Annotated in this window: 25 protein-coding genes; 10 read left to right on the top strand and 15 right to left on the bottom strand. The window is 41.9% G+C overall.

Annotated elements, in window-relative coordinates:
* Window positions 1-51: 51 nt before the first annotated feature.
* Both SNE25_RS12190 and SNE25_RS12185 read left to right on the top strand, forming a co-directional pair.
* Window positions 52-444, top strand: coding sequence for a group III truncated hemoglobin (locus tag SNE25_RS12190; protein WP_321565377.1), 393 nt, complete (start codon window positions 52-54; stop codon window positions 442-444).
* 43 nt (window positions 445-487) lie between these two features.
* Window positions 488-1,390: a glycoside hydrolase family 25 protein gene (locus tag SNE25_RS12185; RefSeq protein WP_321565376.1), complete on the top strand. Its 903-nt coding sequence runs from the start codon at window positions 488-490 to the stop codon at window positions 1,388-1,390.
* Window positions 1,391-1,399: 9 nt separating this feature from the next.
* On the opposite strand, the gene SNE25_RS12180 is transcribed toward SNE25_RS12185, so the two are convergent.
* From SNE25_RS12180 to SNE25_RS12150, 7 genes are all read right to left on the bottom strand, one after another.
* Window positions 1,400-2,782 (bottom strand): hypothetical protein, encoded by a 1,383-nt coding sequence (locus SNE25_RS12180; RefSeq protein WP_321565375.1) that lies wholly within the window; start codon window positions 2,780-2,782, stop codon window positions 1,400-1,402.
* Window positions 2,755-4,269 (bottom strand): FAD-binding protein, encoded by a 1,515-nt coding sequence (locus SNE25_RS12175; RefSeq protein WP_321565374.1) that lies wholly within the window; start codon window positions 4,267-4,269, stop codon window positions 2,755-2,757. Before SNE25_RS12175 ends, SNE25_RS12180 begins: the two co-directional genes overlap by 28 nt.
* 12 nt (window positions 4,270-4,281) lie before the next feature.
* A complete protein-coding gene (locus SNE25_RS12170) occupies window positions 4,282-4,632 on the bottom strand; it encodes a Bor/Iss family lipoprotein (RefSeq protein WP_321565373.1) in 351 nt (116 codons plus the stop codon).
* A gap of 369 nt (window positions 4,633-5,001) precedes the next feature.
* On the bottom strand, window positions 5,002-5,700 hold the full coding sequence (locus SNE25_RS12165; protein ID WP_321565372.1) for a head GIN domain-containing protein: 699 nt from the start codon (window positions 5,698-5,700) through the stop codon (window positions 5,002-5,004).
* A gap of 65 nt (window positions 5,701-5,765) precedes the next feature.
* The gene (locus SNE25_RS12160; protein WP_321565371.1) at window positions 5,766-8,168 is read right to left on the bottom strand and encodes an ABC transporter permease; all 2,403 of its coding nucleotides are present in this window, start codon (window positions 8,166-8,168) and stop codon (window positions 5,766-5,768) included.
* A gap of 232 nt (window positions 8,169-8,400) precedes the next feature.
* Window positions 8,401-8,613, bottom strand: a complete 213-nt coding sequence (locus SNE25_RS12155) for an SDR family oxidoreductase (protein ID WP_321565370.1) — start codon at window positions 8,611-8,613, stop codon at window positions 8,401-8,403.
* Between the two features lie 82 nt (window positions 8,614-8,695).
* A complete protein-coding gene (locus SNE25_RS12150; protein WP_321565369.1) occupies window positions 8,696-9,202 on the bottom strand; it encodes a DinB family protein in 507 nt (168 codons plus the stop codon).
* Between the two features lie 172 nt (window positions 9,203-9,374).
* Here SNE25_RS12150 and SNE25_RS12145 point away from each other — a divergent pair, with 172 nt between their 5' ends.
* From SNE25_RS12145 to SNE25_RS12125, 5 genes are all read left to right on the top strand, one after another.
* Complete coding sequence (locus tag SNE25_RS12145) at window positions 9,375-10,751, top strand: BamA/TamA family outer membrane protein (protein ID WP_321565368.1); 1,377 nt, start codon at window positions 9,375-9,377, stop codon at window positions 10,749-10,751.
* A gap of 43 nt (window positions 10,752-10,794) precedes the next feature.
* A complete protein-coding gene (locus tag SNE25_RS12140; protein ID WP_321565367.1) occupies window positions 10,795-12,024 on the top strand; it encodes a PQQ-dependent sugar dehydrogenase in 1,230 nt (409 codons plus the stop codon).
* A 63-nt stretch (window positions 12,025-12,087) separates the two neighbouring features.
* Window positions 12,088-12,939, top strand: a complete 852-nt coding sequence (locus tag SNE25_RS12135; RefSeq protein WP_321565366.1) for an NAD(P)-dependent oxidoreductase — start codon at window positions 12,088-12,090, stop codon at window positions 12,937-12,939.
* Between the two features lie 95 nt (window positions 12,940-13,034).
* Window positions 13,035-13,754: a 3-keto-disaccharide hydrolase gene (locus SNE25_RS12130; protein WP_321565365.1), complete on the top strand. Its 720-nt coding sequence runs from the start codon at window positions 13,035-13,037 to the stop codon at window positions 13,752-13,754.
* Between the two features lie 118 nt (window positions 13,755-13,872).
* Complete coding sequence (locus tag SNE25_RS12125; RefSeq protein ID WP_321565364.1) at window positions 13,873-14,331, top strand: cupin domain-containing protein; 459 nt, start codon at window positions 13,873-13,875, stop codon at window positions 14,329-14,331.
* Window positions 14,332-14,466: 135 nt separating this feature from the next.
* Here SNE25_RS12125 and SNE25_RS12120 read toward each other — a convergent pair whose 3' ends face one another.
* Window positions 14,467-15,012, bottom strand: coding sequence for a DUF4199 domain-containing protein (locus SNE25_RS12120; protein WP_321565363.1), 546 nt, complete (start codon window positions 15,010-15,012; stop codon window positions 14,467-14,469).
* Window positions 15,013-15,129: 117 nt separating this feature from the next.
* Complete coding sequence (locus tag SNE25_RS12115) at window positions 15,130-15,603, bottom strand: response regulator transcription factor (RefSeq protein ID WP_321565362.1); 474 nt, start codon at window positions 15,601-15,603, stop codon at window positions 15,130-15,132.
* On the opposite strand from SNE25_RS12115, the gene SNE25_RS12110 reads away from it, so the two are divergent.
* Window positions 15,602-15,742 carry a hypothetical protein gene (locus SNE25_RS12110; protein WP_321565361.1) on the top strand — a complete coding sequence of 47 codons (141 nt, stop codon included), beginning with the start codon at window positions 15,602-15,604 and terminating at the stop codon, window positions 15,740-15,742. The two genes, SNE25_RS12115 and SNE25_RS12110, sit on opposite strands and share 2 nt — an antisense overlap.
* A gap of 70 nt (window positions 15,743-15,812) precedes the next feature.
* Here the strand turns inward: SNE25_RS12110 and SNE25_RS12105 are convergent, their stop codons facing one another.
* The 6 genes from SNE25_RS12105 to SNE25_RS12080 all read right to left on the bottom strand — a co-directional run bounded on the left by SNE25_RS12105 (window position 15,813) and on the right by SNE25_RS12080 (window position 23,493).
* Complete coding sequence (locus SNE25_RS12105) at window positions 15,813-16,640, bottom strand: sterol desaturase family protein (protein ID WP_321565360.1); 828 nt, start codon at window positions 16,638-16,640, stop codon at window positions 15,813-15,815.
* Complete coding sequence (locus SNE25_RS12100; RefSeq protein ID WP_321565359.1) at window positions 16,616-16,759, bottom strand: hypothetical protein; 144 nt, start codon at window positions 16,757-16,759, stop codon at window positions 16,616-16,618. The genes SNE25_RS12105 and SNE25_RS12100 overlap by 25 nt, the downstream gene beginning before the upstream one ends.
* Before the next feature lie 194 nt (window positions 16,760-16,953).
* A complete protein-coding gene (locus SNE25_RS12095; RefSeq protein ID WP_321565358.1) occupies window positions 16,954-17,112 on the bottom strand; it encodes a hypothetical protein in 159 nt (52 codons plus the stop codon).
* 31 nt (window positions 17,113-17,143) lie between these two features.
* A complete protein-coding gene (locus SNE25_RS12090) occupies window positions 17,144-18,622 on the bottom strand; it encodes a RagB/SusD family nutrient uptake outer membrane protein (RefSeq protein ID WP_321565357.1) in 1,479 nt (492 codons plus the stop codon).
* Window positions 18,623-18,633: 11 nt separating this feature from the next.
* Window positions 18,634-21,765 carry a SusC/RagA family TonB-linked outer membrane protein gene (locus SNE25_RS12085; protein ID WP_321565356.1) on the bottom strand — a complete coding sequence of 1,044 codons (3,132 nt, stop codon included), beginning with the start codon at window positions 21,763-21,765 and terminating at the stop codon, window positions 18,634-18,636.
* 813 nt (window positions 21,766-22,578) lie between these two features.
* Complete coding sequence (locus SNE25_RS12080; protein ID WP_321565355.1) at window positions 22,579-23,493, bottom strand: glycerophosphodiester phosphodiesterase family protein; 915 nt, start codon at window positions 23,491-23,493, stop codon at window positions 22,579-22,581.
* A 359-nt stretch (window positions 23,494-23,852) separates the two neighbouring features.
* Here SNE25_RS12080 and ubiG point away from each other — a divergent pair, with 359 nt between their 5' ends.
* Both ubiG and SNE25_RS12070 read left to right on the top strand, forming a co-directional pair.
* Complete coding sequence (gene ubiG / locus SNE25_RS12075; RefSeq protein ID WP_321565354.1) at window positions 23,853-24,653, top strand: bifunctional 2-polyprenyl-6-hydroxyphenol methylase/3-demethylubiquinol 3-O-methyltransferase UbiG; 801 nt, start codon at window positions 23,853-23,855, stop codon at window positions 24,651-24,653.
* Between the two features lie 264 nt (window positions 24,654-24,917).
* Window positions 24,918-25,331 (top strand): DoxX family protein, encoded by a 414-nt coding sequence (locus tag SNE25_RS12070; RefSeq protein ID WP_321565353.1) that lies wholly within the window; start codon window positions 24,918-24,920, stop codon window positions 25,329-25,331.
* Window positions 25,332-25,596 lie beyond the last annotated feature (265 nt).

Genomic DNA, 25,596 nt, shown 5'->3' with positions numbered 1-25,596 from the left:
CAGTCATTAAATAAATACCATTTAAAAGCCCCAACTTTGTAAAAGATAAACATGGGCCATAAACAAGACATATCCACTCTGGACGACATTAAGTTGCTGGTAGATACTTTTTACAATAAAGTAGCTATTAACCACCTGTTGGCTCCCATTTTTAATGAGCGTTTAGGCGGGCATTGGCTTCCGCATCTGGAAAAAATGTACCGTTTTTGGCAAACCGTTTTGCTGGAAGAGTATACCTATAACGGCGCCCCTTTTCCACCTCATGCACAGCTACCGGTTGATGCTGAACATTTTGATACCTGGCTCAACTTATTTTCTGCTACTGTTGATGACTTATTTACCGGTGACAAAGCGGACGAAGCCAAGTGGCGGGCAGGGAAAATGGCGCAGATGTTTCAGTTAAAAATAACCCATTTTAAAAACAATCCTCATAATATATTATAACCCCAATTGCAGATGCATACCTGCAATTTTGTAAGTTTGTGCCGTGCCGCCTCCTGTTAAAAAACCACCTGTACCTGCTAAAAAAGATAAAGTGCCGCAAAAAGCAAAAGCACCCGCTAAAAGAAAAACCGCAGCTCAAAAGAAAAAGGAGCAAACCACTGCTGTTTACTGGAGAATTGCTATTGCCGGTTTATTGCTGATACTGCTTTCGCCTTTTTATTATGGGTATGTGTTAAGAAGCTTTAGCGCAACCTGGCGCTGGATTTTAGACATCGGTCAGGATACCAAATACCGCACATATAAAAACTTTAACGTACGTATCCCATCGGGCTATACTATTCACGGTATTGATGTTTCGTCCTATCAGGGTAAGATAAACTGGCAAAAGGTAAAGGCTATGAATGACGATGGGGTGCATATCACTTTTGCCTTTATAAAAGCTACCGAGGGCGTTTTAAGCATGGACCCCTACTTTCAACGTAATTGGCGCGAGGCACCCAAGGCCGGTATTATCTGCGGAGCATATCATTTTTTTTTGCCACATAAAAGCGGCCTGTGGCAGGCCCGGTTCTTTTTGCAAACCGTAAAAGTTGAAAAAGGCGATTTGCCCATGGTGGTTGATGTGGAGCAGCTTTATAAAACTTCGCCTGCCAAAATGCGCGAGCAGTTATCCTCTTTTGTTACGTATATAGAAAATAAAACCGGGGTAAAACCTATTATTTATACCAATATCAGCTTTTACCAGGACTATCTGCAGGGATATTTTGATGATTATACCTTATGGATAGCCCATTATTATCAACCCGTATTAAATATAAGTAGTAAAACCAACTGGCAGTTTTGGCAACACTCGGATAAGGCCCGCATAAACGGCATTAGTCAAAAGGTTGACTTTAATATTTTTAAAGGCGATAGTACCGCTTTTCACAAGTTGCTGATCCCATAAAATCAACCCCTAATAAACAATTTTGCTGAATGGGATGCCAACGGTTAATCCTACGGATGTTTTGTTGCCGGGAAGCTGATTTGTAATAGTAGAATTGCCCATATCTGAAAGTAACAGCTGGCATTCAAAGTTAATAGCCGGTACCCCTCTCCTGTCAATCAAAACAATGGGTACCCCTATTATGGAATTAAGCGCATGATAACTGCCAAAATTTTTCTCCATTCGGAAGCTCACGCCCACATGCGAATTACCCGGAATATATACTAATTTACCTGCCACTACCGGCGTAAAAAAGTTCCTGTAACTGCCAATAAAACGATTGCCTTTATTAACCGCTATCACATCTGTTTCGTTATTAATAGTCGTTGGGCCGCTTACATCTGCCTGGTAAAGGGCGCCACTTTGCACAGCGTTGTTAATAAAGCCCTTACCGCTTAGCGTGAAAAAAACTCGCCCAACCTTTGGGCTTTCAAAAAAGCGGGTATGACTTAAAAAAACTTCGGCCGGGTAATTATGCCGCTGGGTAATTGTAGTATTGGGTTCGGTACTTACCTGAAACTTTTGTGGTATCACCGACAAATAAACACCAAATGTTGTCCAGTTGTCGGTTATCAGGCTGTAATTATCGGTTTCTACCAGTAGGTCTGACTGAGCTTCTGAAAATTTCCGGAAGTATTCTGCGCGAAGCGCTGCGTAAAAGTCACGCCGTAGTGTGTTTTTGGCTGTGCCGATATCCTGTCCCGGTATTTCTGTTTGATTAACAGCGTCCAGCGCAAGTTCATAATCTGCGGCTTTCCTTTTCAGTTCTGTTTCAAGACTATGTAATAGTATGGCCCTCTTAGCATCCATAGCCTGTTTCTGAGTACCGCATGAGTTATAACGGGTAACTGGCTTACCCATCCACGTTTTTTGCAGCGTAAACCCCAGCTGGTTATTAAAGTATTTATTGGAGAAGCGTGCGGCATATGTATTGGCAACATTTACCCTTGCACTGATAACTATAAAGCCCCTTACATAATCGTCGGAATCAACTGGCTGATGAAAATTATGACTGATAGAAAGACGGCCTTCGGACGCGTTCAGATTCACATAATTTTTATATAGTGACAGATCGGTACCATCTGAAAGATAAGAACTTATCTTGTTTGATAAGAAAATATTCATCGCCTTGTTTGATATGAGCATACCTTCCCCGCTGTTACAAGGTGCACTGGTAACCTTATTGTTTACCTCTCTTAATTGAGTGATGATCTGATCGGGTGTTTGTGCCCGGCTTAACAGGGTTGCAAAACTCAACACAGCTACGATCCACAACCTCATCAGGCAATACGAGAACACCATTGTTAAATGCGTTTTTGTAGCTCTTAAACGATCACTTTGTCTAAGCCCCATTGTTGTATAATTGGATTGGTAAAAACACGCATACTATCCGCATCGAGCAGTTTGTTGCGGGCCGCTATCCACGAATCAACTGCAGGACCATACATATTTGCTAATCTTTCGGGAGATAATTCATTTACCTTACCCCAATGAAAAGTGAAAGGAATTTGTTCATCCTCCAGTTTTTGCCAAACTTTAGTGTAATAAGCATAAGTACGATCAGAGAAAGCTCCATCCAGCTCCATTACACAGGTGTGCTCAAAGCGGGTAAAGCCCAGCGTCGCCTTAGTTTGCTTCACAAACCTGAATGAAAACAAGCCAGTAAACGGCCCGATGGTGTCATTTATCTCCAGCATCAGGTCGGCCACCCGGGTAACCTGCTCAAGAGGAATGCCCACAGCCGCACTTAACAACTTACCACGCAGCGTGGTATTATTAAAAATTTCTCCCAGGGTACCAAACTGCTTTTCATAAGGCGTTATACTGGCCCCAAGCACTTTGTTAACCATTAGCGGAACCAAAGCGGGTACAGCCTCCGTTACCGCACCAATAAAGGTTGGCGCATCATCTCCCGGACCAATTCCGTTCACATTTTCAACCGGTGGCTGGTATCCATCGGCATAAGGACGTTTATACATGGTAGTGACATACGCGCCCTTATCCATATCATACGGATTAAGGTAAACCGAAAAATGGAAAGGACGTTCGTTACCACAAGGCAGGTTGGCATTGCTAAAATCAAGGGTATTCATGATAGCCCTCAGCGAATCGTCATAAGGCATTCTCCTCAGGTAAGTTTCCAGCAAAAACAGGTCTTCCGTTTCAATCATTACACCATGAATAATACCAAAGCTTCCAAACCCAATAAGTGCGGCATTAAACAGATCATCGTCCTGAATCAGTTCTGTTTTTAACCGGTCAATAAAGGTTTGGGAAACTACCGGGACCGATTTTCGTTCGAGCCATACATGCCTGTTGGTTCCTACTATGAGATGAATACCCACAATAAAATCCTGCGTGGCGCCAAAGTCAAACGCCGCACCGTGGGTACCTGTACTAAAAGCTCCGGCAATGGTTTGGCCGTTACTGGCGCCCGAAGTTTTTAATGACTGACCTTTTTGCCTTAAATGTTTGTTCAGTTCCCATATACCGTTACCACTTTGTGCAAAGATCAGGTGTGCCGGATCACCCGAATATGCAGGCGAAACACTGGCAGCGGTAATATCAAATACGGTATTAAGGGGTTTGGTATCAAGCATTATGCCCTTATTCACGGTTGCTATCCTCATCCATGACCAGCCTGCACCCAACGCTCGTAACGGTGTATTGGCAGCTATGGCATCAGCTATAATTTGCTGCAGCCCGCTGGTAGCGTCGTTATACCCATCCATAGCATCCAGGTTATCCTCATTGGCTAACTCATACAGGTCATTAATATCCTCTACAAATATTTCATGCCGGTTTTCCCAGGTCTTATCTCCTGTTTTAATTACTTTCATCTGCTGCTTATTTTATAGGGTTCCTACTTTTTGGCAAGGCTTGCCGCATTTCCACTCTACGCGGGTTGGGCTCCAGATCCCCAGCGTAATAACTGTGATAAGCGAATAACCAAAATTATTCCGCACTGTTACCTCGGCCAGCCCGTTAACATTCAGCGAATCGCAAATTGGTGTGTTCACCCTTTTAGGACTTTGGATTATTCCCCAGAAAAAGGAGTTAACGGTTCGGCTTGAAACCTCGGAGCCGGGTTGGGCCTGTGTAGCAACCCTGGTGGTATAACAACTGTTTAATGTAAGGGTTATGGCCGATGCCAATAGGAGTTTACGGCAGTGACCTTTAAGGCGGCTGTATAATAACATCATAAGGCTTATAATTTAATAAGGAGGTAAAACCTGTATTATATAAAATAAAGATACATAATTAACTGATTTACAGTTTAGTAAAAACACCTTATTTTATGCGTAATTTTACGTATGTCCTAAAAGCTTAATGTTGGATTTTGGTAATCATTGGTCTTACAATTATTAAACAAAATTGTAATGGTTAAGGCCGGGAAGGCTTTTAAAATTTCTGCACGTGTGGCAATACAAAAACAACGAGTGGAAAATTACGCGGGTTATCAGTTACGATCACTGATTGACGAGGGTTGAGCTTATGAATACCTCCGACAGAAAAATAAAAAAGCCTTCAAGTACTGAAGGCTTTTTTGTGTATTGGTTGAATATAATGCATTAGTCCACTTTATTAACCCTACCCGAGCCGGTATATCTTGTTTCGGCGATGGTGGCGCTGCCCGAGTATGACACACCTCCGGAACCCGTGATACGTGCAGAAACCGTTTTATTGGCCCGGATGTTAACACCACCAGATCCGGTTACGCTCGCGGTCACCGTCTCGGCGGTTAGGTCTTTAGCATTTACTTCTCCCGAACCGGATATTCTAACTTCGGTATCGCCGGTGCTGCCTTTCAGGTCTATCCCGCCAGATCCGCTGATCCTGGTTTCCAGTGCGCTTGATTTAAGCGCAGCCCTGATATTGCCTGATCCACTTAGTATCACTTTAACGCTGCTGCCACTTAAAACGCCATCAAGCTCCATATTACCAGAACCACTGTTTGAAAGTGCGCTGAGAGATTTCGCAGTGATATAAATATCGCCCCTTTTAATATTACGGTGAAACGAAAAGCGGTTCTTAAAGCCTATTTGCAGCGAGCCGTTGACAACCTCGGTTCTTACATCGTTAACCACATCATCATCTATATCGAGCCGAACACTTTCCGTTCCGTTGATCTTAATATGCACATTAAAGGGGCCACCAGATTCAATACTGGTAAAACCCGATACCGATCTGCTTTGGCCGCTTTGAGCAAACGTATTTAAGGTCACCATGCAAATAGCCGATGCCAATAGAATAAAGACTTTTCTTTTCATAATCCGATTGTTTTAATAAAAGACGCTATTTAAAGATAAATAGTTACAGATTGGATTACAACTATTTATTCGCTCCTTAAACTTTTTACCGGATTTGATAAAGCTGCTTTTATCGACTGAAAACTGATGGTTATGAAAGCTATAAATATGGCAACCAAACCGGCTGTGGCCAAGGTCCACCAATGCATATTAACCCGGTAAGCAAAATCCTGCAGCCATTTTTGCATGGCATACCAGGCAAGTGGTGAGGCTATGAGTATAGAAATAAACACCAGCTTGATAAAATCCATGGATAACATACCCACTATGGCCGAAACACTGGCGCCCAAAACTTTACGAATACCAATCTCTTTATTACGCTGCTCGGCGGCATAAGCGGCCAGACCAAACAACCCCAAACAGGCAATGACAATGGCCAGGGTACTAAATGAAATAAATATTTGTCCCACTCGCTGCTCAGACCGGTAGGTGGCATCAAAATCCTGGTCCATAAAGGAATAGGCAAATTGCTGATTGGGCGAAAAGCTTTTCCATTTTTGCTCAATCTGCGCCATCAAACCGTTTACGTCGGCCGTATGTATGCGTACGCTGATAGCCCCATTATCGGGCGCGTACGTTAAAACAACCGGTGTTATCTTATCGCGCAACGATGAGAAATTAAAATCTTTCATTACCCCTACAATAAGAAATGGTTGTATGCCATAGGTATCACGGTAAACCGTTTTGTTAAGCGGATCCTTTACTCCCATTTTATGAACAAAAGCCTCATTAACAATTATCGCCGCAGTATCGGCTGCCATTTGTTTGGAAAAGTTGCGACCGGCAACCATTTTTATGCCCATGGTGCTGATATAATCTTCGTCAACAGACCAAAATTCTGCAAGCATATCCTTTTTAATATCAATAACACGATCAGGAAATAAGCCGGTGATATTCCGGTCATCGCCTGTTGGCAGATATGATGTCATAGTAGTGTTTACCACACCCGGCAATTGTTTCAATTCCTGCTTTAACACGTTGGCTTGTTTACCTAATGCAGTAGTATTTTTAATAATCAGCACCTGGTTACGATCAAAACCCAGGCTTTTATTTTGGATATAATTAAGCTGGTTATAAATAACAATTGTTCCGATAATCAGAAAAATGGAAATAGAAAACTGGAATACAACCAGGAAACTCCGGAGAAAACTGCTCTTAAAACCAGTTGACAATTTACCCTTTAATACTTCGATAGGTTGAAATGCCGACAAGTAAAAAGCCGGATATGAGCCAGCCACGAAACCAACAACCAGGATGATAACTAATAATGAAGGCATTAACCAGGAGATGGATTGCAGGGAAAAAATGAGTTCCTTCCCCGACATTTGATTAAACAAAGGCATTAACGCCCAGGCCAAAACTACCGCTATGACGGTTGAAACGAATGTCACCAATGTCGACTCCATCAAAAACTGGGCAATGAGGTTTTTACGGGCAGAACCCAGTACCTTGCGTACCCCAACCTCACGGGCACGGTTTGATGAGCGCGCGGTAGAAAGGTTCATGAAATTAACACAAGCTATAAGCAATATAAATATGGCAATAACTGAAAATATGTATACATACTGAATATTGCCGTTTTTACTAAGTTCATATTGACTATCAGACCGTAAATGAATATCGAGCAATGGTTTTAAGACCACCCTCAAATAATTATCGCCAGAGTTCCAGGCCGATGGAGAATAGGAATTTTTAATTGACATTTTCTGGATCTGAGTCTCCAGTTTTTTAATATTCGCGCCGGGTTTCAGTAGCAAATAGTTACGCATGCCACTATACCCCCAGCTGGTAACATGGCTTTCAGGTAAGGAGGAAAAAGACAGAAAGAAATCATAATTAAAATGCGATTGTGAAGGGATATTTTTTATTACGCCTGTAACCTTATAAGTACTGGTATCATTAAATGTTAAGGTTTGTCCTACCACATCTATCTTCTTAAAATACTTCATGGCAGCACTTTCGGTAATTACGACTGAATGTGGTTCGTTTAAGGAGGTCGCCGGGTTTCCGTCAATCATAGGCAATGTAAAAACGTCAAACAAACCCGACTCGGCAAAAACTATTTTCTTTTCCTGTATATTTTCGTTGCCTTTTTTTACAGAATATTTCTGGGCCGACCAAAAAAGGGCCGATGTAGGCATTAACCTTGTTGATTTTTCTATTTCAGGAAAATCCTTTAAAGCGTTGAGCAACGGCGCTTCTGTACTGGCATAAGAGCCCTCGCGGCCGTTCAGTTTTACCTCTTCCGTTATACGGTATATCCGGTCGGCTTTGGTATTGTAGTGGTCGTAACTTAATTCATCAACCACATAAAATACAATGAGTAAACAGGTTGCCAGGCCCACAGATAAGCCTAAAACATTTAATACCGTAAAGCCTTTGTTTTTCAAAAGGGTACGGACGGCGGTTTTGAAGTAATTCCTGATCATAATGGCTGCAATTAATTAAGGCTGAAAAGCGATTAACTAAAAGATTAGGTTCAATACCAATGCCAGTTTATAATAAATTGGTTATTAAGTATTTACAATAAATCACCACCTGTAATTGTATCAAAACCGAACAGCCTGCGTTCGCTTTTATCATAGTGTCATGTTGATAGTATTGTCTCCAAATTAACTGGAATAACAGAGTAACCTCTGTCATTCCAGATTGAGTTATTAATTATAATGACCGGATACTGCCGTCGAGCAAAAGTTCGGCACTAATCATAAAGGCCGAATCGACTGAGGCCAGATAAAGCGCGGCTGCAGCTATTTCTTCTGGTCTGCCTAATCTTTTAACCGGCGTAAATGCCGCAATAAGTTCGGTTAGCTCCTCATCAGACAAAGCTATTTTTTTTTGTACATGTGCTATAAAAGGGTCAAACTGGCTCATTAATTCAGGCGTTCAAAAACTTCAGCAAAATAAAGCATTAGGCTGATTTTTTTGATAGATCCAATTATTATAATACCTAATGCTAACTCATAAAACTCTTATCATCTGCCGAAGGTCCATAGATAGACGGAACAGCAATATCATTCAACCGCATATACACCGTAAGTTGCCCACGATGATGTACCATGTGGTTAATACACATTTCTACCTGCTCCCTCTTAGACGATTTTAGCAATTCCTGGCCGTTGGCCTTCAAATAAAAAGTTTCGGCCAAAGCACCTTCTTTAACATTTAAAAGTGCTTCTTTAGCCCCGGCCACATTGTTTTTAAAATGGTCAACTAAATCCTGTGTTTTAGAAGCTGTGTTGTGCTGGTACGTGGCGAAATCAATTTCGGGTTGCCTGATAATATGAATTATCCATTGTGGAATTTCGGCGCAAAGCAACGCCAGGTAACCCAGTTCCATAGATTTTTCATGCGGTTTCCAGCCAAATAATTCGGGAGGGATGCGTTCCAGGCATTTTAGCGTGGCAGGTAACTCGGACTCCAGTTCTTTGGCAAATTCCCGCGCAAACATGGTATCATTCATGGTTTAAAATTTAAGTGATGGTTAATAAGCACACAACAGCTTTTGGTTTAAATAGTTTATTTAAACACCTCTAAATTTATTTCCTGACATTGTAAACCGCTTTAAATTAAAACATTTCGGAAACTTCAGGGTTAAATTGTTGCCTTTGAAATAATATTATAACGAATACAGATTGGAATTTAAACGTACATTGTCCCCGAAAGTAAATCATAGCCCCAATGGCAGAAGGTTTTATTCATTATGGAAAATCCTGCTACTGCCCCTGCTTGCAGGCATGCATAATTATGCCTGTGGCCAGACTCAACCTGTTGCTGTTGATTCCCTGAAAGCAGACTCCTTACATAAGGTTGCTGCAAAAGCTAAAAAGCCTATAGTTGATACCCTGAACAAGCAGTTCGATGTAGGCGATTTATTTAACCTGATTTTTCATCCTCACAAAAAGCCCGATTCGTTACGCAAAAAGTCATCAGGTATTACTGTAATACCCAATGTGGCCTCCAACCCCAGTATCGGATCGCAAATCGGGATTAAAGCCGTAGCCGGTAAAGTATTGGGAACTGACCCGAATACGCTTTTATCAGTTGCAGCTACATCTGCTTCCATTACAACCAAGGGTATTATTTATTTTTACGTTAATCATAACGTGTATACCAATGGCAATAAGTGGAACTTTCAGGGCAGTTTGGTTGCCGCAAAAACCGTTACACCCGATTTTGGGTTGGGCATAGGTCGTGGCGCAACAGACAGTGAGGCCGATGAGATACTGAGCAATCCCGAACGAAAGGGGCGTGCCCTGCATTCCCTTTATTTTAACTTCAGAGAAAAAGTGTATAAGGAAGTTCAAAAGAACCTGTTTGTTGGCGCCGGGGTATCTTTTGACATCAGGAGAAAAATTGAAGACCAAAAATCAACTACCGACCTTACCCCTTACAATATTTACAGCGACCGGTACGGATTTGCCCGCGACCGGTACAGCTCAAACGGATTGCTTTTTAATGTGCAATATACCACCCGCGATAATCAAAACCGGGCATATAAGGGTATTTATGCTGATGCGGGCTTCAGGGTTAACCAAACCTGGATGGGAAGCACAAAAGGCGCAGTACAATTTACTACCGATTTCAGGAAATACTTTAGCCTGTCTGAACGGAACCCCGAACATGTTATAGCGTTTTGGAACTGGGGCTCATACTTAATAAGCGGCGCCCTTCCGTACCTGGAATTACCCGGAACCGGCAGGGACGGAAGTTTCCGGAGCGGCAGAGGATATACCGTAACTTACTTTAAGGGTACTCAATATAATTACTCGGAAGTAGAGTACCGCTTTCCGATATTAAGGAATAAGTTTGTGAGCGGGGTTACTTTTTTTAACCTGCAAACAGCCAATGATAAATTAGGCACCGGCATTTTTCAGGTATGGCAACCGGGCGGCGGCGGCGGTTTGCGTGTGCTCTTTAATAAGGCTACGCGTACCAATTTATGCCTGGATTACGCCTGGGGTAAATATGGTTCAAGAGGATTCTTTTTGGGTTTGAATGAAGCTTTTTAAAGAGGGGCATTAATACTATATTCGGATCATTAAATTATATGCCATGTTACCTATCCAAAATAAAACCCTGCTTACTGCTCTTACCTTTTTAACTGCCGTTACAGCCTGCCAGGCCGGTGCGGGAAACATGGTTAAAGATACTACCAATGCTCCTGTTGAAACAAAGGGCCCTAACAGCCAATATAAACCTGCTTTTGCGGGTCAAACCAGAGCATCGGGTGTAAAAACGAAAACACCGTTGTCTGTTACCGTTATCAATAGTACGCTGCAACAGCCCTGGGGTATTTGCGTATTGCCTGATGGCCGATTCCTGATCACCCAAAAGGCGGGGACTATGCTAATACTAAAAGCCGACGGTAAACCTGATAAGCAAATTACCGGTTTACCGGCAGTATTGGCGCAGGGACAAGGTGGTTTGCTGGATGTAAACATCGACCCCGATTTTAAAACCAACAGGATAGTTTATTGGGATTATTCGGAACAAACAGCTGACGGCTCTTTATTGGCTATTGCCAAAGGGAAATTAGCTGCCGGTGAAAATAAAATTGAAAACATCACAGTAATTTACCGGGCCACTCCTGCTTATAAGGGCAGTCTTCAATATGGTTCGCGCATTTTGTTTGACAAACAGGGTAACCTGTTCGTAAGTACCGGCGAGCGCGGAGCGGAAGATATCCGTGTAAAAGCACAAGACCTCAACTGTTCGCTTGGAAAAGTTATCCATATAACCAAAGATGGTAAAGCCGTTGCGGACGGTCCATTTGCACATACAACCAAGGCCCGGCCAGAAATTTATGCCTACGGTTTACGTAACCCTGAAGGAATGGCGTGGAACCCTCAAACCGGCGAATTATGGGAGGCAGAATTCGGTCCGCGTGGTGGAGATGAGATCAATATTATTCGCCCCGGTAAAAACTATGGATGGCCATTGGTTACTTATGGCATTGAATACAGCGGCGAAAAAGTTGGCGAAGGTATACAGCAAAAGTCTGGCATTACACAACCTGTTTATTACTGGGACCCGAGCATTTCACCTTCCGGAATTACGTTTTACAACAGTAATGTAATTGCCGAATGGAAAGGCAACCTTTTTGTTGGCGGCCTTGGCGGCTCGCATATAGCTCGGCTTGTGATCAGGAACAATAAGGTGACAGGTGAAGAAAGATTACTGAAAGACAAAGGCGAACGCTGGCGAGCGCTTACTACTGGTAAAGACGGGGCGTTGTATGCCGTGACAGATAACGGCAGATTATACCGTATTGCTAAGAAATAAAGCCCGATTACCTTCGTTCAATTATAAACCCGGTATTTAACTTTACCATAAAAATTTACTGCAATGAAAGCATTTCTTGGGATGGGCCTGCTGGGCTCCAATTTTGTCAGGGCCATGATCCAAAAAGGAGACCAGGTACAGGTATGGAACCGCACTGCCGAAAAAGCAAAAGCGCTGGAAACCTATGGAGCCAAAGCGTTTAATGAAGCAGCCGAAGCAGTGAAAGGAGCTGCAATTATTCATGTTACTTTAAAAGATGATGATACCGTGGATGAAGTGCTGGCTATGGCAAGTTCCGGATTTGAGCCGGGCGCTGTCATTATTGATCATACTACCACTTCGGCTAAAGGGGCTGTAGAAAGAACCGCGGCATGGAAAGCCAAGGGCTATACTTACCTGCATGCGCCGGTGTTTATGGGCCCTCAAAATGCATTGGAGAGCTCAGGTAATATGCTTGTTTCCGGTAACCAGGCTGTAATTAAACAGGTTGAACCCGAACTATCTAAAATGACGGGAAAGGTGATTAATCTGGGACCGGAGGAAGGCAAAGCCGCAGGCATGAAACTTACCGGGAACCTCTTTTTATTAACGCTTACTGCAGGCATAACAGATACGCTGGCATTTGCTAAGGCTTCGGGCATTTCGTCTGATGATGTTTTGGCTTTGTTTGATTCCTGGAACCCTGGTGCAAGTATGCCCGCACGACTTAAAAGGATAGCAACCGGGGATTTCAAACAGCCATCATGGGAATTAAATATGGCCCGGAAAGACGCCGGTTTGATGACAGCTGCTGCAAAAGAAGCTGATGTTACACTCTCCTTTATACCCACTATAGCGGCAGTAATGGACAACTGGATTGCCAAAGGACATGGCAACGACGACTGGAGTGTAATTGCCACAGACGCAGTATCATGATATTATACACTTTGTAACAGTTTTAATGTAATTATGATACGTTTGCAGAGAACCATACACTATTCATTACCTTCAACCATCCAAATCCATAATTAATGAAAAAGACACTTATTATTTTTGCGGCGCTTGCATTATCAGCAAGTGCAAGCATGGCGCAAACGCCAAATACGTTAACCAAAAAAGAAAAAAAACAAGGCTGGAAATTACTGTTCGATGGTAAAACAACCCAGGGCTGGCATACTTACCTTAGAGATACCGTAGGCTCAAAATGGCAGGTGAAAGACGGCGCTCTGGTTTTTGATCCTACTCAACCCAAAAGCGGCGGCGGTGATATAGTAACCAATGATGAGTACGAAAATTATGAACTTAACCTGGAATGGAAAATATCCAAAGGCGGAAACAGCGGCATTATTTTCGACATTCAGGAAGACCCAAAATATGGGGCTACCTATTTAACCGGCCCGGAAATGCAGGTATTGGACAACATAGATGCCGATGATAACAAAAAGCAGAATCACCTTGCGGGATGCTTATATGACATGTCTGGAGATGCTACTGTTTCTAAACCAAAACCTGTTGGCGAGTGGAACCAGGTTAAGCTGATACAAAACAAAGGCCACCTTACCTTCTGGCTTAATGGTATAAAAACTTACGAAGGTCAAATAGGCAGTGACGAATGGAACAAGCTTGTAGCCGGAAGTAAATTCAACAATAAAATGTTTGCTGACTTTGCCAAGGTAGCAAAAGGTAAAATTGCGTTACAGCAACATCCGGGATCAAGCGAATGGAGAAACATTAAGATCCGTACACTATAATACTTTTTCACCTGCGTTTTTCTCATTGTAACTATTGATTGAATGAGTTAAGCGGCTATGGGCGCGATGATTTAAGATGCTACCGCAAACAATGCAAGATTATTATCGTTGATAAAATATGATAGAAAACCCTATTACCATAACGGGCAGTGATGAAGGTAAGAATCTTGCTATAGCTGGTGGTCAGTACCGTATCCTGGTCAGCGGTGATGCAACGGAAGGTCGTTATGCTATCATTGAAATGAATGTACCTCCCGGTGGAGGCCCGGCACCGCATGCACACCCGGACATCGAGGAGATTTTTTATGTGGCGGATGGTACAATTCAGTTTATGACGAAAAACGGACCAGTTAACGCGGACACGGGTGCATTTATCCGTATTCCGCTTGATGGTGGTGTTCACGCTTTTAAAAATATAACAGGTAAATCTGCCAGATTACTGTGTACTGTAATACCGGCAGGCCTGGACAGGATGTTTGAAGAGATCAGCGGCGCCGATCCAACACAGATTCCTGCAATTACCGAAAAATATCGGCAGCAAATATACCCTCCCGATTATTTTGACGATAAAAATTGAGATTTGCGCATTTGTAAACACGTTTAAAGATCCGTTCACTATAATATTATAAACATTATCACCTGCCGGGAAATTTTATATTTTGGCAGGTGATAATGATCTTTAACGCTTTCATGAGCATTTTTCCTACTATAATTATTGGCCTACAGGTGTTGCCTGTTCAACTCCGGGTTTTTTCTTTAATATCAGCGCGGCTATCAAAGCAATGATCACACCCACAGGTAAAATCTCTAAATAAGTAAGCACTATTACCATGATCGGGTTTTTATACATTTCAGTGTAGGTTGCCATTTTTGCTTTTTGCTCATTAAGTTCGGCTATACTTGCGCCATGGTTTTTGGCTTGGGTAATTACATGGGTCGTATATTTATCCATAAAATCGGGAATAAATAAATAGTATTCAATGAGCCATGCCAGCACATACATAGTTGATGCAATGAGCGCTATATACAACCCTATTTTAAATGCCTTTCCAAACGTAATAAAACCACCGTTGTATTTATCCCTGAAATTTTTAATTCCTACAAAAACAAAAGAGAAAGCCACAATCATAGAGCCGTAACCCATCCACATGTTGCCTTCAAAGCTGGAGCTATTGTAACAAACAGCAATCGAGATCGTCATCCACAGCGTGACAATAAACCCTGCAATCAATCCAAAAACCAGTACATTCTTTTTCATATTATTTACTTTAATGTTCAGATAGTACAAAGTTGAGCGATAGGAAAATTTCTCAGGTCATACTTTAGGGTGATTTTGAAGAACAGGGTATTATTTAATACTAAAGTATGAAGGTTACTATGGAATAATACACAGGCGTTTAGCCATTTCAACAGCTTGTGTGCGGCGCTTAACCTCCATTTTTTCAAATACTTTTGACGAATGGGTTTTAATAGTATTCAGCGATACAAATAAGCGGGCCGAAATCTCCTGGTTACTTAAGCCTTCGGCCATTAACTGTAATACCTCCAGTTCGCGCCTGCTGAGGTTAAGTCTATCCAGTTCAGATTGGTTAACAGTAAAATCAGATGTGTTGCCGATATAAATCTCCTTTTCAACCACCACGGTTTGTACCTTGGGCTTTGTAAGTTTTAAAGCAAGCCAGATACCGAGCGCCGTAAAGACAACTGCAATTGCGCCTATGTATACTTCAAAGGCGTAATCAATAATTATAAAATGCAGCTCGAGCCATTTCAATAAAAACAGCAGCGCAGCCAGCACCGCCGCATACAGTATAATATGCTTGTTTTTTATTAACAGATTAAAGACCATGGCAATCCAGGTTGCAGATTTTAATTTAAAAATAAAACATTTTAAAGAGAAAATAAATGCCCGCGGACTGATTTATACCTTAGCCGTAAATTTCATGGGCTATTTAATCTATGGCTGGTGTTATTACAGCACCCTTTAAACAAAAAAATCCTCTCATTTTCATGAAAGGATTTTGGGTGGCTCGGGGTGCAGAATCCGTACGTTTTAGCTTAAACAACTAAATTTGGAACAGCCTCCACTTTTTCTTTTATCAATACAGATGCCGTATCAGCGCTTGTTTTATCATCCGTTCTAACTACCGGCCCGTCTTTGGCAAGTTCGCTGCCCTCTACCTTCGATTTAAATATCGGCCATAACAACTGTGCATACCATTGGTCGCCTTCATAGTGTGATATACCATACGCTTTGGGATATTTACGTGTAATAAGTGCTGTGCCGAATATAATATCCCATAAAAAAAACATATTGCCAAAATTACCTTTGTAATAACCAATACCATCATCTGTACTTGCGGCATGATGTGCATGATGTGTTGCAGGGGTAGAAATTAACCTCTCCAGCACCCAGGCTATAGGGTGCAATACTTTATATTGGTAAAAAGGCTTATCCCACGGAATGCTCGAATGCGCCAGCGTAGTTATGGTACCCTTAATACCCCGCACAACAACCGCAGGTATGCCCAAACCCAAATAAACCAGGGCAGTGGTCAAATAAGTTTGTGAAAAAAACAGCGTGTAGATGGCGTTTTGCCTGCTGGCCATTGCCATACCCATATATGATGCGGAATGATGGGTACGGTGAAAACGCCATAACCAGGGAATTTCATGGTGCAACCGGTGATACCAGTATTGTGTAAGATCATCGGCCACGGCTATAATGGCACATCCCCACCAAAAAGGTACCCATGAAAACTCGTCTTTAAAAGCCGGCAGTACCTGGGGCAAAAACTTCAGTCCAAAATAGGCTACCGCAGGGCGAATGATCAAACGGGGCAGCGTAAAGCAGGCTATATCTACAAAGCGTTCATTTTGGGCCACTTACCTCTGTAAAGGCCAAAAGAAAACTCCAGTACGCCTATAAAAAATACCAGGAACGGAAACCCGAATCCGTTCAGGTTTTCGATCACTCTTTTAAAAAAATCAATCGTTGCTTCCATTTTCTGTGTTATTTTTTTTGTTTAATGATGTTTTAATTTCTTTCTGTTGCTCGTATTTTTTCTTTTCCCACGGCCGTTCACCCGTAAAATAAAAAGTGATAAACATGGCTAGGATTGGCAGTAAAAAAATGAATAGGCTCAGGAACGCGTTCTTAACGATCCTTTGCCTGGTTGCGCTTTCCATTTGCATAACTTTATTGTTTAATTTGTATGTGTTGTTTGGTTTTATCTGTCTTGCTCAGCAGTTTGGGCGTAAACCACAATCCACCGAAAATAATTGCGAAGGGTACTATGGTGACAATAATGCCCACCAGTATCTTCTTGATTAAAATGTTTACATCTGAAAGTGTCATAGTATTTTGTTTTAATGAATGATTGGATTAATTAATAACCGGGGTTTTGTGTGAGTAATGGGTTTTGCTGAATTTCTACCAATGGAATTGGATACAAATTATTTTTTTCGCTGGCGGCAGCTTTTGCAGGCAATGTATGCAGGGCATCAACAAGGTAAGTACTGCCGCGCCGTACCAGATCAAACCAGCGATGGCCTTCCTGTATAAACTCTTTGCGCCGCTCCAGAAAAACTGAATCCCGGAATGCGGACTGGCTTAGACCTGCCGACAAATTATCAACGTGTGCCCGGGTGCGCACTTCATTAATGGCATTATAAGCTTCGGCCGAGGGGCCGTTTATTTCGTTAAGCACTTCGGCATATGAAAGCAATACATCGGCATACCTTAGTATCGGATAATTGATGCCGCTTTGGCTTTGTGTGGTTAAAGGCGATAAGCTGTAATCAACAAACTTGTTAAAGTATGGAGTATAAGCATTATTATAAACAACTGTTTTACCCGTTGCCGCATTGTACACTTCACTATAAAAGGTAACGGCTCTACGGGTATCCGCAGCGGTAAACAGCTTATATAAACTGCTGTCGGCCGGAATATCTATAGGCAGCGTACCCGGGTTAAATGACGAAAAACTCTGGCTCAGGTTCTGGGTACTGTTAACAGCCCCCAGGTTACTCTCAAACTGCGCCGAAAAAATATGTTCTACCCCATTTTTTGTCGGTTTTTGAAAAACATCGCGATAGTTGGGGAACAGGGCATAGCCATAGCCGCCATTTATAACTATTTGCAATTGGGTAAGTGCTTTAGCCCATTCGCGGCGGGTTACATATACTTTGGCCAGCAGTGTATGTGCAGCACCGCCCGTTGCTCTTCCCTTGTCGGCACCACTGTATGTTTTGGGCAGGTTGGTGGCATCCTGTAAATCGGTTATAATCTGTGCATAAACACTATCTACAGAAGTGCGTGGTACTTGCAATTCATTCAGTTTGATAGAAGTAGGGTCATGCAGTACCAGGGGTATTGCTCCATAAAGCCTAACCAGGTCAAAATAAAGCAGTCCACGTAAAAACTTTGCTTCGCGTACAAGTCTTGAGCGTAGCATGGTGTCAAATTGTATGGTGGGTATTTTGTCAATGGCTATATTAGCCCTGTTAATACCATAATATAATTGCTGCCATACTTTTTGCACACGGCTATTAGCCGAAATATACGTGGTGGTACCCAGCGCCCGTACATCGGGGTTGGTATTGCTGGGGCTGTAAACCTGGTTATCGCTGCCGTTTTCTACCAATAGGTTTAGTTGACGGCCATACAATGGAAAATCTCCGGCCGGGTCACTATTTAATGAACTATAAGCAGCGTTTACTGCCGATACCGCGTCTGATTGCGTTTTATAAAACTGGTCGGCCACAATAACCGAATCGGGGTTTTCATTCAGTTTTTTGCAGGACGTGAATAGTATCGCGGTACCTGCTGCTATGAGTAAAATATTATTTAGTATGTTATTTTTCATGGTTCAGTTCATTAAAATGTGACATTTAAACCTGCAAGGAATGTTCGTACGGCGGGATAGCTTCCATAATCAATACCCTGCTTGGTGTTATCGTTGTCATAAAAGTTTACCTCGGGGTCAAGACCGCTGTATTTGGTAATGGTGGCCAGGTTTTGAGCCGAAACATAAATCCGCAATTGCTTAGCATGTAGCTTTTTGATCAGGTCGCCGCTAAAGTTGTAACCCAGTGACACATTTTTCAGCCGCAGGTATGATCCGTTCTCCACATACCGGTCCGTTATCTGAGGCACTGGAGCATTAGTTGCCCGTTGCACTGTCCCGTTAGGATTACTGGGGCTCCATCTGTTAAGCAGTGTTGCAGAAGCGTTAAGAGACAGCGTTGGCCTTTCCAGCGTTTGCTGCAAGAGGTTGAAAATTTTGTTGCCATAAGACCCCTGGAAGTATACCGACAAATCAAAGCGGCCATAGTTAAAGGTATTGGTGACACTCCCTGTAAATTTGGGTTGCGCACTACCCAAGCTATGCCTGTCGTCGGTTGTTACGGTACCATCGCCATTAGTATCTACATATTTTGTATCACCAACCTGCTGTGGCACGCCCGTAAGCAGCGGAACTTTGTTGGTTAAATCTGCCTGAGTTAACAAACCATTGGTCTTGTATCCCCAGAATGTACCTACCGGCTCCCCTATTTTTACAATAACCGGCGACTGACGACCTGTTGGCGCCAGCGGGAAATAGCTGCTTACGCCAGAACCCAGATTAAGTACCTTATTTCGGTTAGCTGCTATAACGATATTAGTTTTCCAGGAGAAACCCGTAGTTTTGATATTTTCTGTATTTAAGCTCAGCTCAATACCTTTATTTTGAACACTACCTACATTCTCCAGCGCACTGGCGTAACCAGTGTATAGCGGCAGAGGTACATTAAGCAGCAGATCGGTGGTTTTTTTATAGTAAGCGTCAAATACCACGCTTACCCGGTTATCAAACAGACCGAGATCAAAGCCGGCATCATATTGGGTAGTGGTTTCCCATTTCAGATCGGGATTGGCCAACTGCAAAGGAGCTATACCTGTAACCAGTGTACTGTTAAGATAATAGTTTGTTGGGGCCAGTGTAGCCAATGAACTATAGGCAGGCACTTCAGAGTTACCGGTTTGTCCGGCGCTTAACCTTACTTTCAGGTTGCTTACAGCTTTGTTATTGACCAGGAAGTGTTCCTTATTCACGTTCCATGACAAACCTACCGATGGGAAAAATCCCCATTTATTGTTGGCTCCTAATTTTGATGAGCCATCAATACGCTCAGATAAAGTAACATTATACTTATGATCGAAAGAGTAATTTACCCTGGCCAGATATGAATTAAGTGATGAACTACGGCCCGTAGATGTGGGTAAATTAGCTACGCCTGCATAAGAAAGATTGTTGAATGAAGTAAGATCATTCGGAAACTTTTGTGCAATAGCAACTGAAGAGGCCGCCTTTTCATATTGTGTGGTATAACCGGCCAGTATGTTTAAGTAATGCTTGTCCGCATAAGTATGGTTAAATGTTAATGTATTTTCATTAAGCCAACTATTGGCATAACCCGATCCTATAGATGCATAACCCTGTGCCGCATAGCCATTGGTGCTTCCTGCAGGCGAAGCGCTGTATGATGGGGCATAATAATTCTGGGTAGTGTTCAACAGGTCGGCTCCTACTGTTACTTTCAGCGTCAAATCATTAAGTAACTTATACTCGCCCGCGATGTTACCTAAAGTGCGGGTAAGAAAAGCGGTATTAGTGGTAGATGTAATGTCCTGCAGGGGGTTAGTGGGCGTGGCATTGAAGGGGTTGCTGGTGTTAAAGCTGCCGTCGCTGTTGCGGATTGGAGCAATTGGACTTGTATTTACCAAATTGGCAAAAGCTCCGCCAAAGCCAATGCTATTATAACCGCTGCCGTAAAGCTTGTCTTGCTTTGAGCGGCTGGCAAAAATATTGGCCGATACCAAAAATTTGTCATTAATGTTTCGCTCCAGATTTACGCGGCCGCTGTAACGTTCAAAACCGGTATTTAACAATGTACCGTCCTGTTTGAAATAATTGCCCGAAATAAGATATCTCGATTTTTCATCTCCTCCAGAAATGGATAACTCCCCGTTATACTGCGGCGCATTGCGCAAAGCAGCGCTTTGCCAATCGGACCCGGCACCAAAGGCGGCTATCTGCTCGTCAGTATAGGTTTTGGCTACGTTATCACTTAAGTTTATATCGTTTATTAATGATGCCCACTGTGAACCATTTAACAGATTGAGCTTTTTAGATACTTTTTGCTGACCAATGTAGGTGTTAAAATTTACGTTGTTGGTGCCCTTTTTACCACGGCGGGTAGTAATAATAACCACGCCATTAGCCCCGCGAGAGCCATATATAGCTGTTGCCGACGCATCTTTCAGCACCTCTATTGATTCAATATCGCTTGGATTTATGGTTGAAAGCGCGTTTACGCTCGGCCCGTTTGAACCAATGTTTACATTATCGTTATTATTATAAATAATAAAACCGTCAATTACATAAAGCGGCGCGTTACCGAATGATATAGAATTGCCACCCCTTATACGGATAGTTGCAGAACTACCCGGCTGACCCGAGTTTTGTGTTACCGCAACCCCTGATACCGAGCCCTGCAACAGGTTATCAAATGACGCGGCCGGCTGGTTTAAGATATTTTTTGATATGGATGCTACCGAACCGGTGATATCGCTACGTTTTTGGGTTCCATAGCCAACAACCACTACGTCATTAAGCTGGTTTACGGTTTCGGTTAGGCGTATAGTTATGGGGCTGCCATTGGCAATAACCTCTTTTGTTTTATAACCTATATAGCTTATGGCAAGAGTATAAGGGAAACGCTGGCCGGTAACCAGCTGAAATTTCCCGTTTAAATCTGCAGCGGCAGTATTGGTAGTACCTTTTATACGGATAACCGCTCCTGGAATGGGTTGTTTTGTAAGCGAATCGAGTACTACGCCATCCAGTTTGGAGTTAATAGTTGGTTGAGGTGCTATTTGGCCAAATAGCCTTAGCGGCAAAAAAAACAGTAAGAGTATTTTAAGAAACTTTAGGGTAGTGTTTTTTTCATGGATATAATATTCCATATCTTTAAAAAGTTTATTTGATGATTAAATTCATTAGTAAATGAGATGAAGATCAGTTGAGTGATTGGCGTTACGACACTGATTTTGCATCGGTATAACCGGCAAGGCTTCCTTGCCGGTTTTTTTTATCAAAGATTATTTCATTGTGTTATGTTTGTTTTAAGTTGCAGGTGTTAAATAAAGGTTAACCTTATTTGTGCCTGCCCGGAAAATAAAATGAAGAAAGTTGTTTTAACAACAACAGACGTTTGCCTGTATCGGCATTCGCGACATGATGAGAAGAAGATCTGATCCTTTATGTGGATGTAATGCATTCATCAGTATGGGTGTTATGCTGCAAATATAAATTTTATTTTAAAATCTACAAATTCTATAGACATTGTATATTATAAAAATCTTTCGAATAAATTAATAGGTAAATCTTTAAGGACCGAATTATTGGAATTTAAAAAAGAAAACGATGATATTCCATCGGAGATTTGAGAGTGGAATTATCTTCATGAACATCCAACTTCGATACATATTAGACAAAAAACGACAGTAATGTTGGACAAACTGTATATTGAGAGCAGGGCTTACAATGAAGATTCTACTACGATATATAATAGCGGAGAAAATATTCTGAAGAAAGGAAAAAGCTTTATCGATCGATAATGACAATTATTTCTTCAAACAAAAAGCTTCCTTCGCTACCACAAGCGCCCTGCTTGCAGTAGCGGGGTAAAATGTATACTGTATTGGGCCGATCAGGTTAACAAGTCAGCTTCTACCGGCCGAATTGTGTGGGCCTAAGCTTCATCCTGTTCACCTTTTTTATTTGTGCAGTCCTTTTTTCCTGAGGTATTGCAGCATTTCATGTGGCCTGTCTGTTTGTATGATGGTTGCACCATGCGCTATAATCCAGTCCCAGCTATTTTCAGTATTTCCGAGGTCAACAGCAGTATCATCATCATGGCCGGCATTTAAACTGGCCCACAGCGAATTGATCCAGATACGGGAGCCATTTTTGTTAATAAATTTATTATTTTTTAGGATTGCCGAAGTATCTGTACGGAAGTTCAATTCAAAAGCTACCGGTTTAATATGGCGCTGATAATTTTCGATAACCTGTTTGGCCCCGGGTTTATCCAGGTCAACCACAGCCATGAATGTAATACTATCAATAATTGATGGATATTGCTTCCTTACTGTTTCGTAATCTTCGGCTGTTTTAAAAATGGCTTGTTTTAATGTGCCTGTTGCTTTTAATATCTGATAAGCTTCGTTATAGTAAGGATAACTCTTATCAAGATTTACCAAAACTTTACCCTTTATTAATTGCATCACTTCCTCAAGGGTTGGTATGGTATTAACAGTAACCCTCCCCAGACCGTTCTTCAGGTGGAATTTCTTTAGTTCGGCCAGGGTATAATCGCCGGGGCTTCCTTTTCCGTCCGTTGTGCGGTTAATAGTTTGATCGTGCATGATGACGATCACCCCATCTTTCGTTTTGTTTAAATCCAGTTCAATAATATCCACCCCCATAGCTATAGCGTATTTGAACCCCAGTAAAGAGTTTTCGGGAGCATTGCGCCAATCGCCGCGATGAGCGGTTACCATGATATACTTGTCGAGTGGCTGATGTAACTGCTTTACCAAGCTATCAACCCTAGTGGTTTGCGCGTGGCTTGTAGTACAAAATATTGAACTTGTTAAAATGATAAACGCAACGGCCTTAAATATTTTCATAGCCACAAAGATATTTACCACAGGTTAACAGGCGGTTACCCCATTGTAACGATTCGGAAAATACCATCACACCAGGTCTCATTCAGCTTATGATAGTGGGGGGAATGTAGATCATCTATTCTGATTTAAAACCCCTATATCCACAAGTTTAATACTTATTGTCTATTTCACTGATAGTTAAGTATTTCGTATATTAGATATACCAAATAATCCTGTCATGCCCGCCCTTTCTTTTAGTGATTTAACCACAAATCTAATTTTACGGTATACGTGTAAGAACAGCTTATTTCGGATTACGCTTCCGCCTGATCTGGGTTTAGCATCATCAATATAGACAATCAACTATAAACAAAACTAAAATGGAAAAAATCTCAACCGAAGTTTATAAAAAAATAGACAACGATCTTTACAATGCAGATGGCGATATCTGGTGGAAACCCGACACCGTACTGAACCTTTTAAAAACCAGCGTTAACCCTTGTCGGGTTGGCTATTTAAATACAGTACTTACCAGGCTAACCATAAATCCGGAGGGGATGACAGCTTTGGAAGTTGGCTCAGGCGGAGGTATACTTACCGAAGAAATATGCAAATTAGGCTTTAAAACAACAGGCATAGAACCTTCTGAAAACTCGAGGAATACAGCCATAAATCATGCTAAACAAAGTGGCTTAAACATAAAATACGACCAGGGTTTTGCAGAAAATTTGCCTTACCCCGATCAATCTTTCGATTGTGTGGTGTGTTGTGATGTGCTGGAACATGTTATGGATTTGCCTAAAGTAATTTCCGAAATATCAAGGGTACTAAAACCTAACGGATTATTCTTTTACGATACACTAAATCGAACTTTTGTTAGCAAATTGGTAGCCATTAAAATTTGGCAGGAATGGAAACGCTGGGCTTTTATGCCTCCAAACCTGCACAACTGGGATATGTTTATTAAGCCCGAAGAGTTAAAAACCTTATTAGCCAAAAACAATTTAGACTGGAAAGAACACAGAGGTTCATCTCCGAATGTTTCAATACCCACAATGTTAAACTATTTGCGAAAAAGAGCAAAAGGAGTATGGACCTTTGCTGAACTTGGAGAGAATTTCATTTTGGTTGAAAGCAACGATATGAATATTTTGTATATGGGCTATGCAGTGAAGAAATAGCTAAGCCGAGGCAGGTGTTATAATCGCGCCCTCATCCCTGGACATTCCGTAACCATTGATCACCAGCTTCCGGAATGCGGTAGATGATTATCCGGTTGAACCGGGTACCGCCCATGATCTGTGGGAACAATCCCTCCCGGAAGATAATATCGACACCTAATATTGTCCGGTCTGCTTGCCAGTTTGTCCGTCTTGGCTTAAAACAACAATGATTTTCTACGCCTTCGATGCATTTTTGAGTCATCAATCAAAAAAAACAATATCATGAACTCAAAAACATCAAAAGCAATTTATTGGACAGGGGCATCATTAATTTCATTATGGTTTGGTGCAAGTGGTTTTTACGAACTTACCAGGAACCCGGTAGTTTGGGACATTACGGTAAAATTAGGTTACCCTCCGCACTTTATTTATATTCTTGGCGTCGCCAAACTTTCGGGTGTAGCGGTACTGTTAACTCCCAACAGACTGTTGAGATTAAAAGAATGGGTATTTGCAGGCATCTTCTTTGATATCATCTTTGCCTTTTTCTCTAAAATTGTGGTGCTCGGTTTCCCTGCTACCATTGATGCCATCATAGCGTTTACCATTATTAGTGTTACTTACCTCATGTTCAGAAAACTGCATCCTGCCACCTATGTTAACGCTGCCAACAGCTTTAATACCCATCAAATGTAAACTAATGGCTTGATCATTAATTTTCTTGAAATGCTTACAGCCCGACAATCAAACTTGATTATTGGACTGAATTCAAAGCGTCAACGGCCTATATCATAGAGCCCGCATTGGCTACATCTATTTTAGATAGTAAGAATAATAATCAAGTCAATTTTGTTCTTGGCACCTACAAGTTCAATCTGAGCAAAGAATTAGGTTACATCTTGCAACAGATTTCGGATGCAAAACTTTAGAGCTATTGCAGCTTATGATCGGCGCCATCACC

The sequence above is a fragment of the Mucilaginibacter sabulilitoris genome (genome assembly GCF_034262375.1).
Lineage (GTDB): Bacteria > Bacteroidota > Bacteroidia > Sphingobacteriales > Sphingobacteriaceae > Mucilaginibacter > Mucilaginibacter sabulilitoris.
This window is presented reverse-complemented; position numbering and strand designations above follow the sequence as displayed.

Excerpts from the sequence above, each read along its gene's own strand:
- SNE25_RS12190 (WP_321565377.1), top strand. The coding sequence starts at position 52 with ATGGGCCATAAACAAGACATATCCACTCTGGACGACATTAAGTTGCTG.
- SNE25_RS12180 (WP_321565375.1), bottom strand. The coding sequence starts at position 2,782 with ATGGGGCTTAGACAAAGTGATCGTTTAAGAGCTACAAAAACGCATTTA.
- SNE25_RS12175 (WP_321565374.1), bottom strand. The coding sequence starts at position 4,269 with ATGAAAGTAATTAAAACAGGAGATAAGACCTGGGAAAACCGGCATGAA.
- SNE25_RS12170 (WP_321565373.1), bottom strand. The coding sequence starts at position 4,632 with ATGATGTTATTATACAGCCGCCTTAAAGGTCACTGCCGTAAACTCCTA.
- SNE25_RS12165 (WP_321565372.1), bottom strand. The coding sequence starts at position 5,700 with ATGAAAAGAAAAGTCTTTATTCTATTGGCATCGGCTATTTGCATGGTG.
- SNE25_RS12160 (WP_321565371.1), bottom strand. The coding sequence starts at position 8,168 with ATGATCAGGAATTACTTCAAAACCGCCGTCCGTACCCTTTTGAAAAAC.
- SNE25_RS12155 (WP_321565370.1), bottom strand. The coding sequence starts at position 8,613 with ATGAGCCAGTTTGACCCTTTTATAGCACATGTACAAAAAAAAATAGCT.
- SNE25_RS12150 (WP_321565369.1), bottom strand. The coding sequence starts at position 9,202 with ATGAATGATACCATGTTTGCGCGGGAATTTGCCAAAGAACTGGAGTCC.
- SNE25_RS12140 (WP_321565367.1), top strand. The coding sequence starts at position 10,795 with ATGTTACCTATCCAAAATAAAACCCTGCTTACTGCTCTTACCTTTTTA.
- SNE25_RS12135 (WP_321565366.1), top strand. The coding sequence starts at position 12,088 with ATGAAAGCATTTCTTGGGATGGGCCTGCTGGGCTCCAATTTTGTCAGG.
- SNE25_RS12130 (WP_321565365.1), top strand. The coding sequence starts at position 13,035 with ATGAAAAAGACACTTATTATTTTTGCGGCGCTTGCATTATCAGCAAGT.
- SNE25_RS12125 (WP_321565364.1), top strand. The coding sequence starts at position 13,873 with ATGATAGAAAACCCTATTACCATAACGGGCAGTGATGAAGGTAAGAAT.
- SNE25_RS12120 (WP_321565363.1), bottom strand. The coding sequence starts at position 15,012 with ATGAAAAAGAATGTACTGGTTTTTGGATTGATTGCAGGGTTTATTGTC.
- SNE25_RS12110 (WP_321565361.1), top strand. The coding sequence starts at position 15,602 with ATGGCAATCCAGGTTGCAGATTTTAATTTAAAAATAAAACATTTTAAA.
- SNE25_RS12115 (WP_321565362.1), bottom strand. The coding sequence starts at position 15,603 with ATGGTCTTTAATCTGTTAATAAAAAACAAGCATATTATACTGTATGCG.
- SNE25_RS12100 (WP_321565359.1), bottom strand. The coding sequence starts at position 16,759 with ATGGAAGCAACGATTGATTTTTTTAAAAGAGTGATCGAAAACCTGAAC.
- SNE25_RS12095 (WP_321565358.1), bottom strand. The coding sequence starts at position 17,112 with ATGACACTTTCAGATGTAAACATTTTAATCAAGAAGATACTGGTGGGC.
- SNE25_RS12090 (WP_321565357.1), bottom strand. The coding sequence starts at position 18,622 with ATGAAAAATAACATACTAAATAATATTTTACTCATAGCAGCAGGTACC.
- SNE25_RS12085 (WP_321565356.1), bottom strand. The coding sequence starts at position 21,765 with ATGGAATATTATATCCATGAAAAAAACACTACCCTAAAGTTTCTTAAA.
- SNE25_RS12080 (WP_321565355.1), bottom strand. The coding sequence starts at position 23,493 with ATGAAAATATTTAAGGCCGTTGCGTTTATCATTTTAACAAGTTCAATA.
- ubiG (WP_321565354.1), top strand. The coding sequence starts at position 23,853 with ATGGAAAAAATCTCAACCGAAGTTTATAAAAAAATAGACAACGATCTT.
- SNE25_RS12070 (WP_321565353.1), top strand. The coding sequence starts at position 24,918 with ATGAACTCAAAAACATCAAAAGCAATTTATTGGACAGGGGCATCATTA.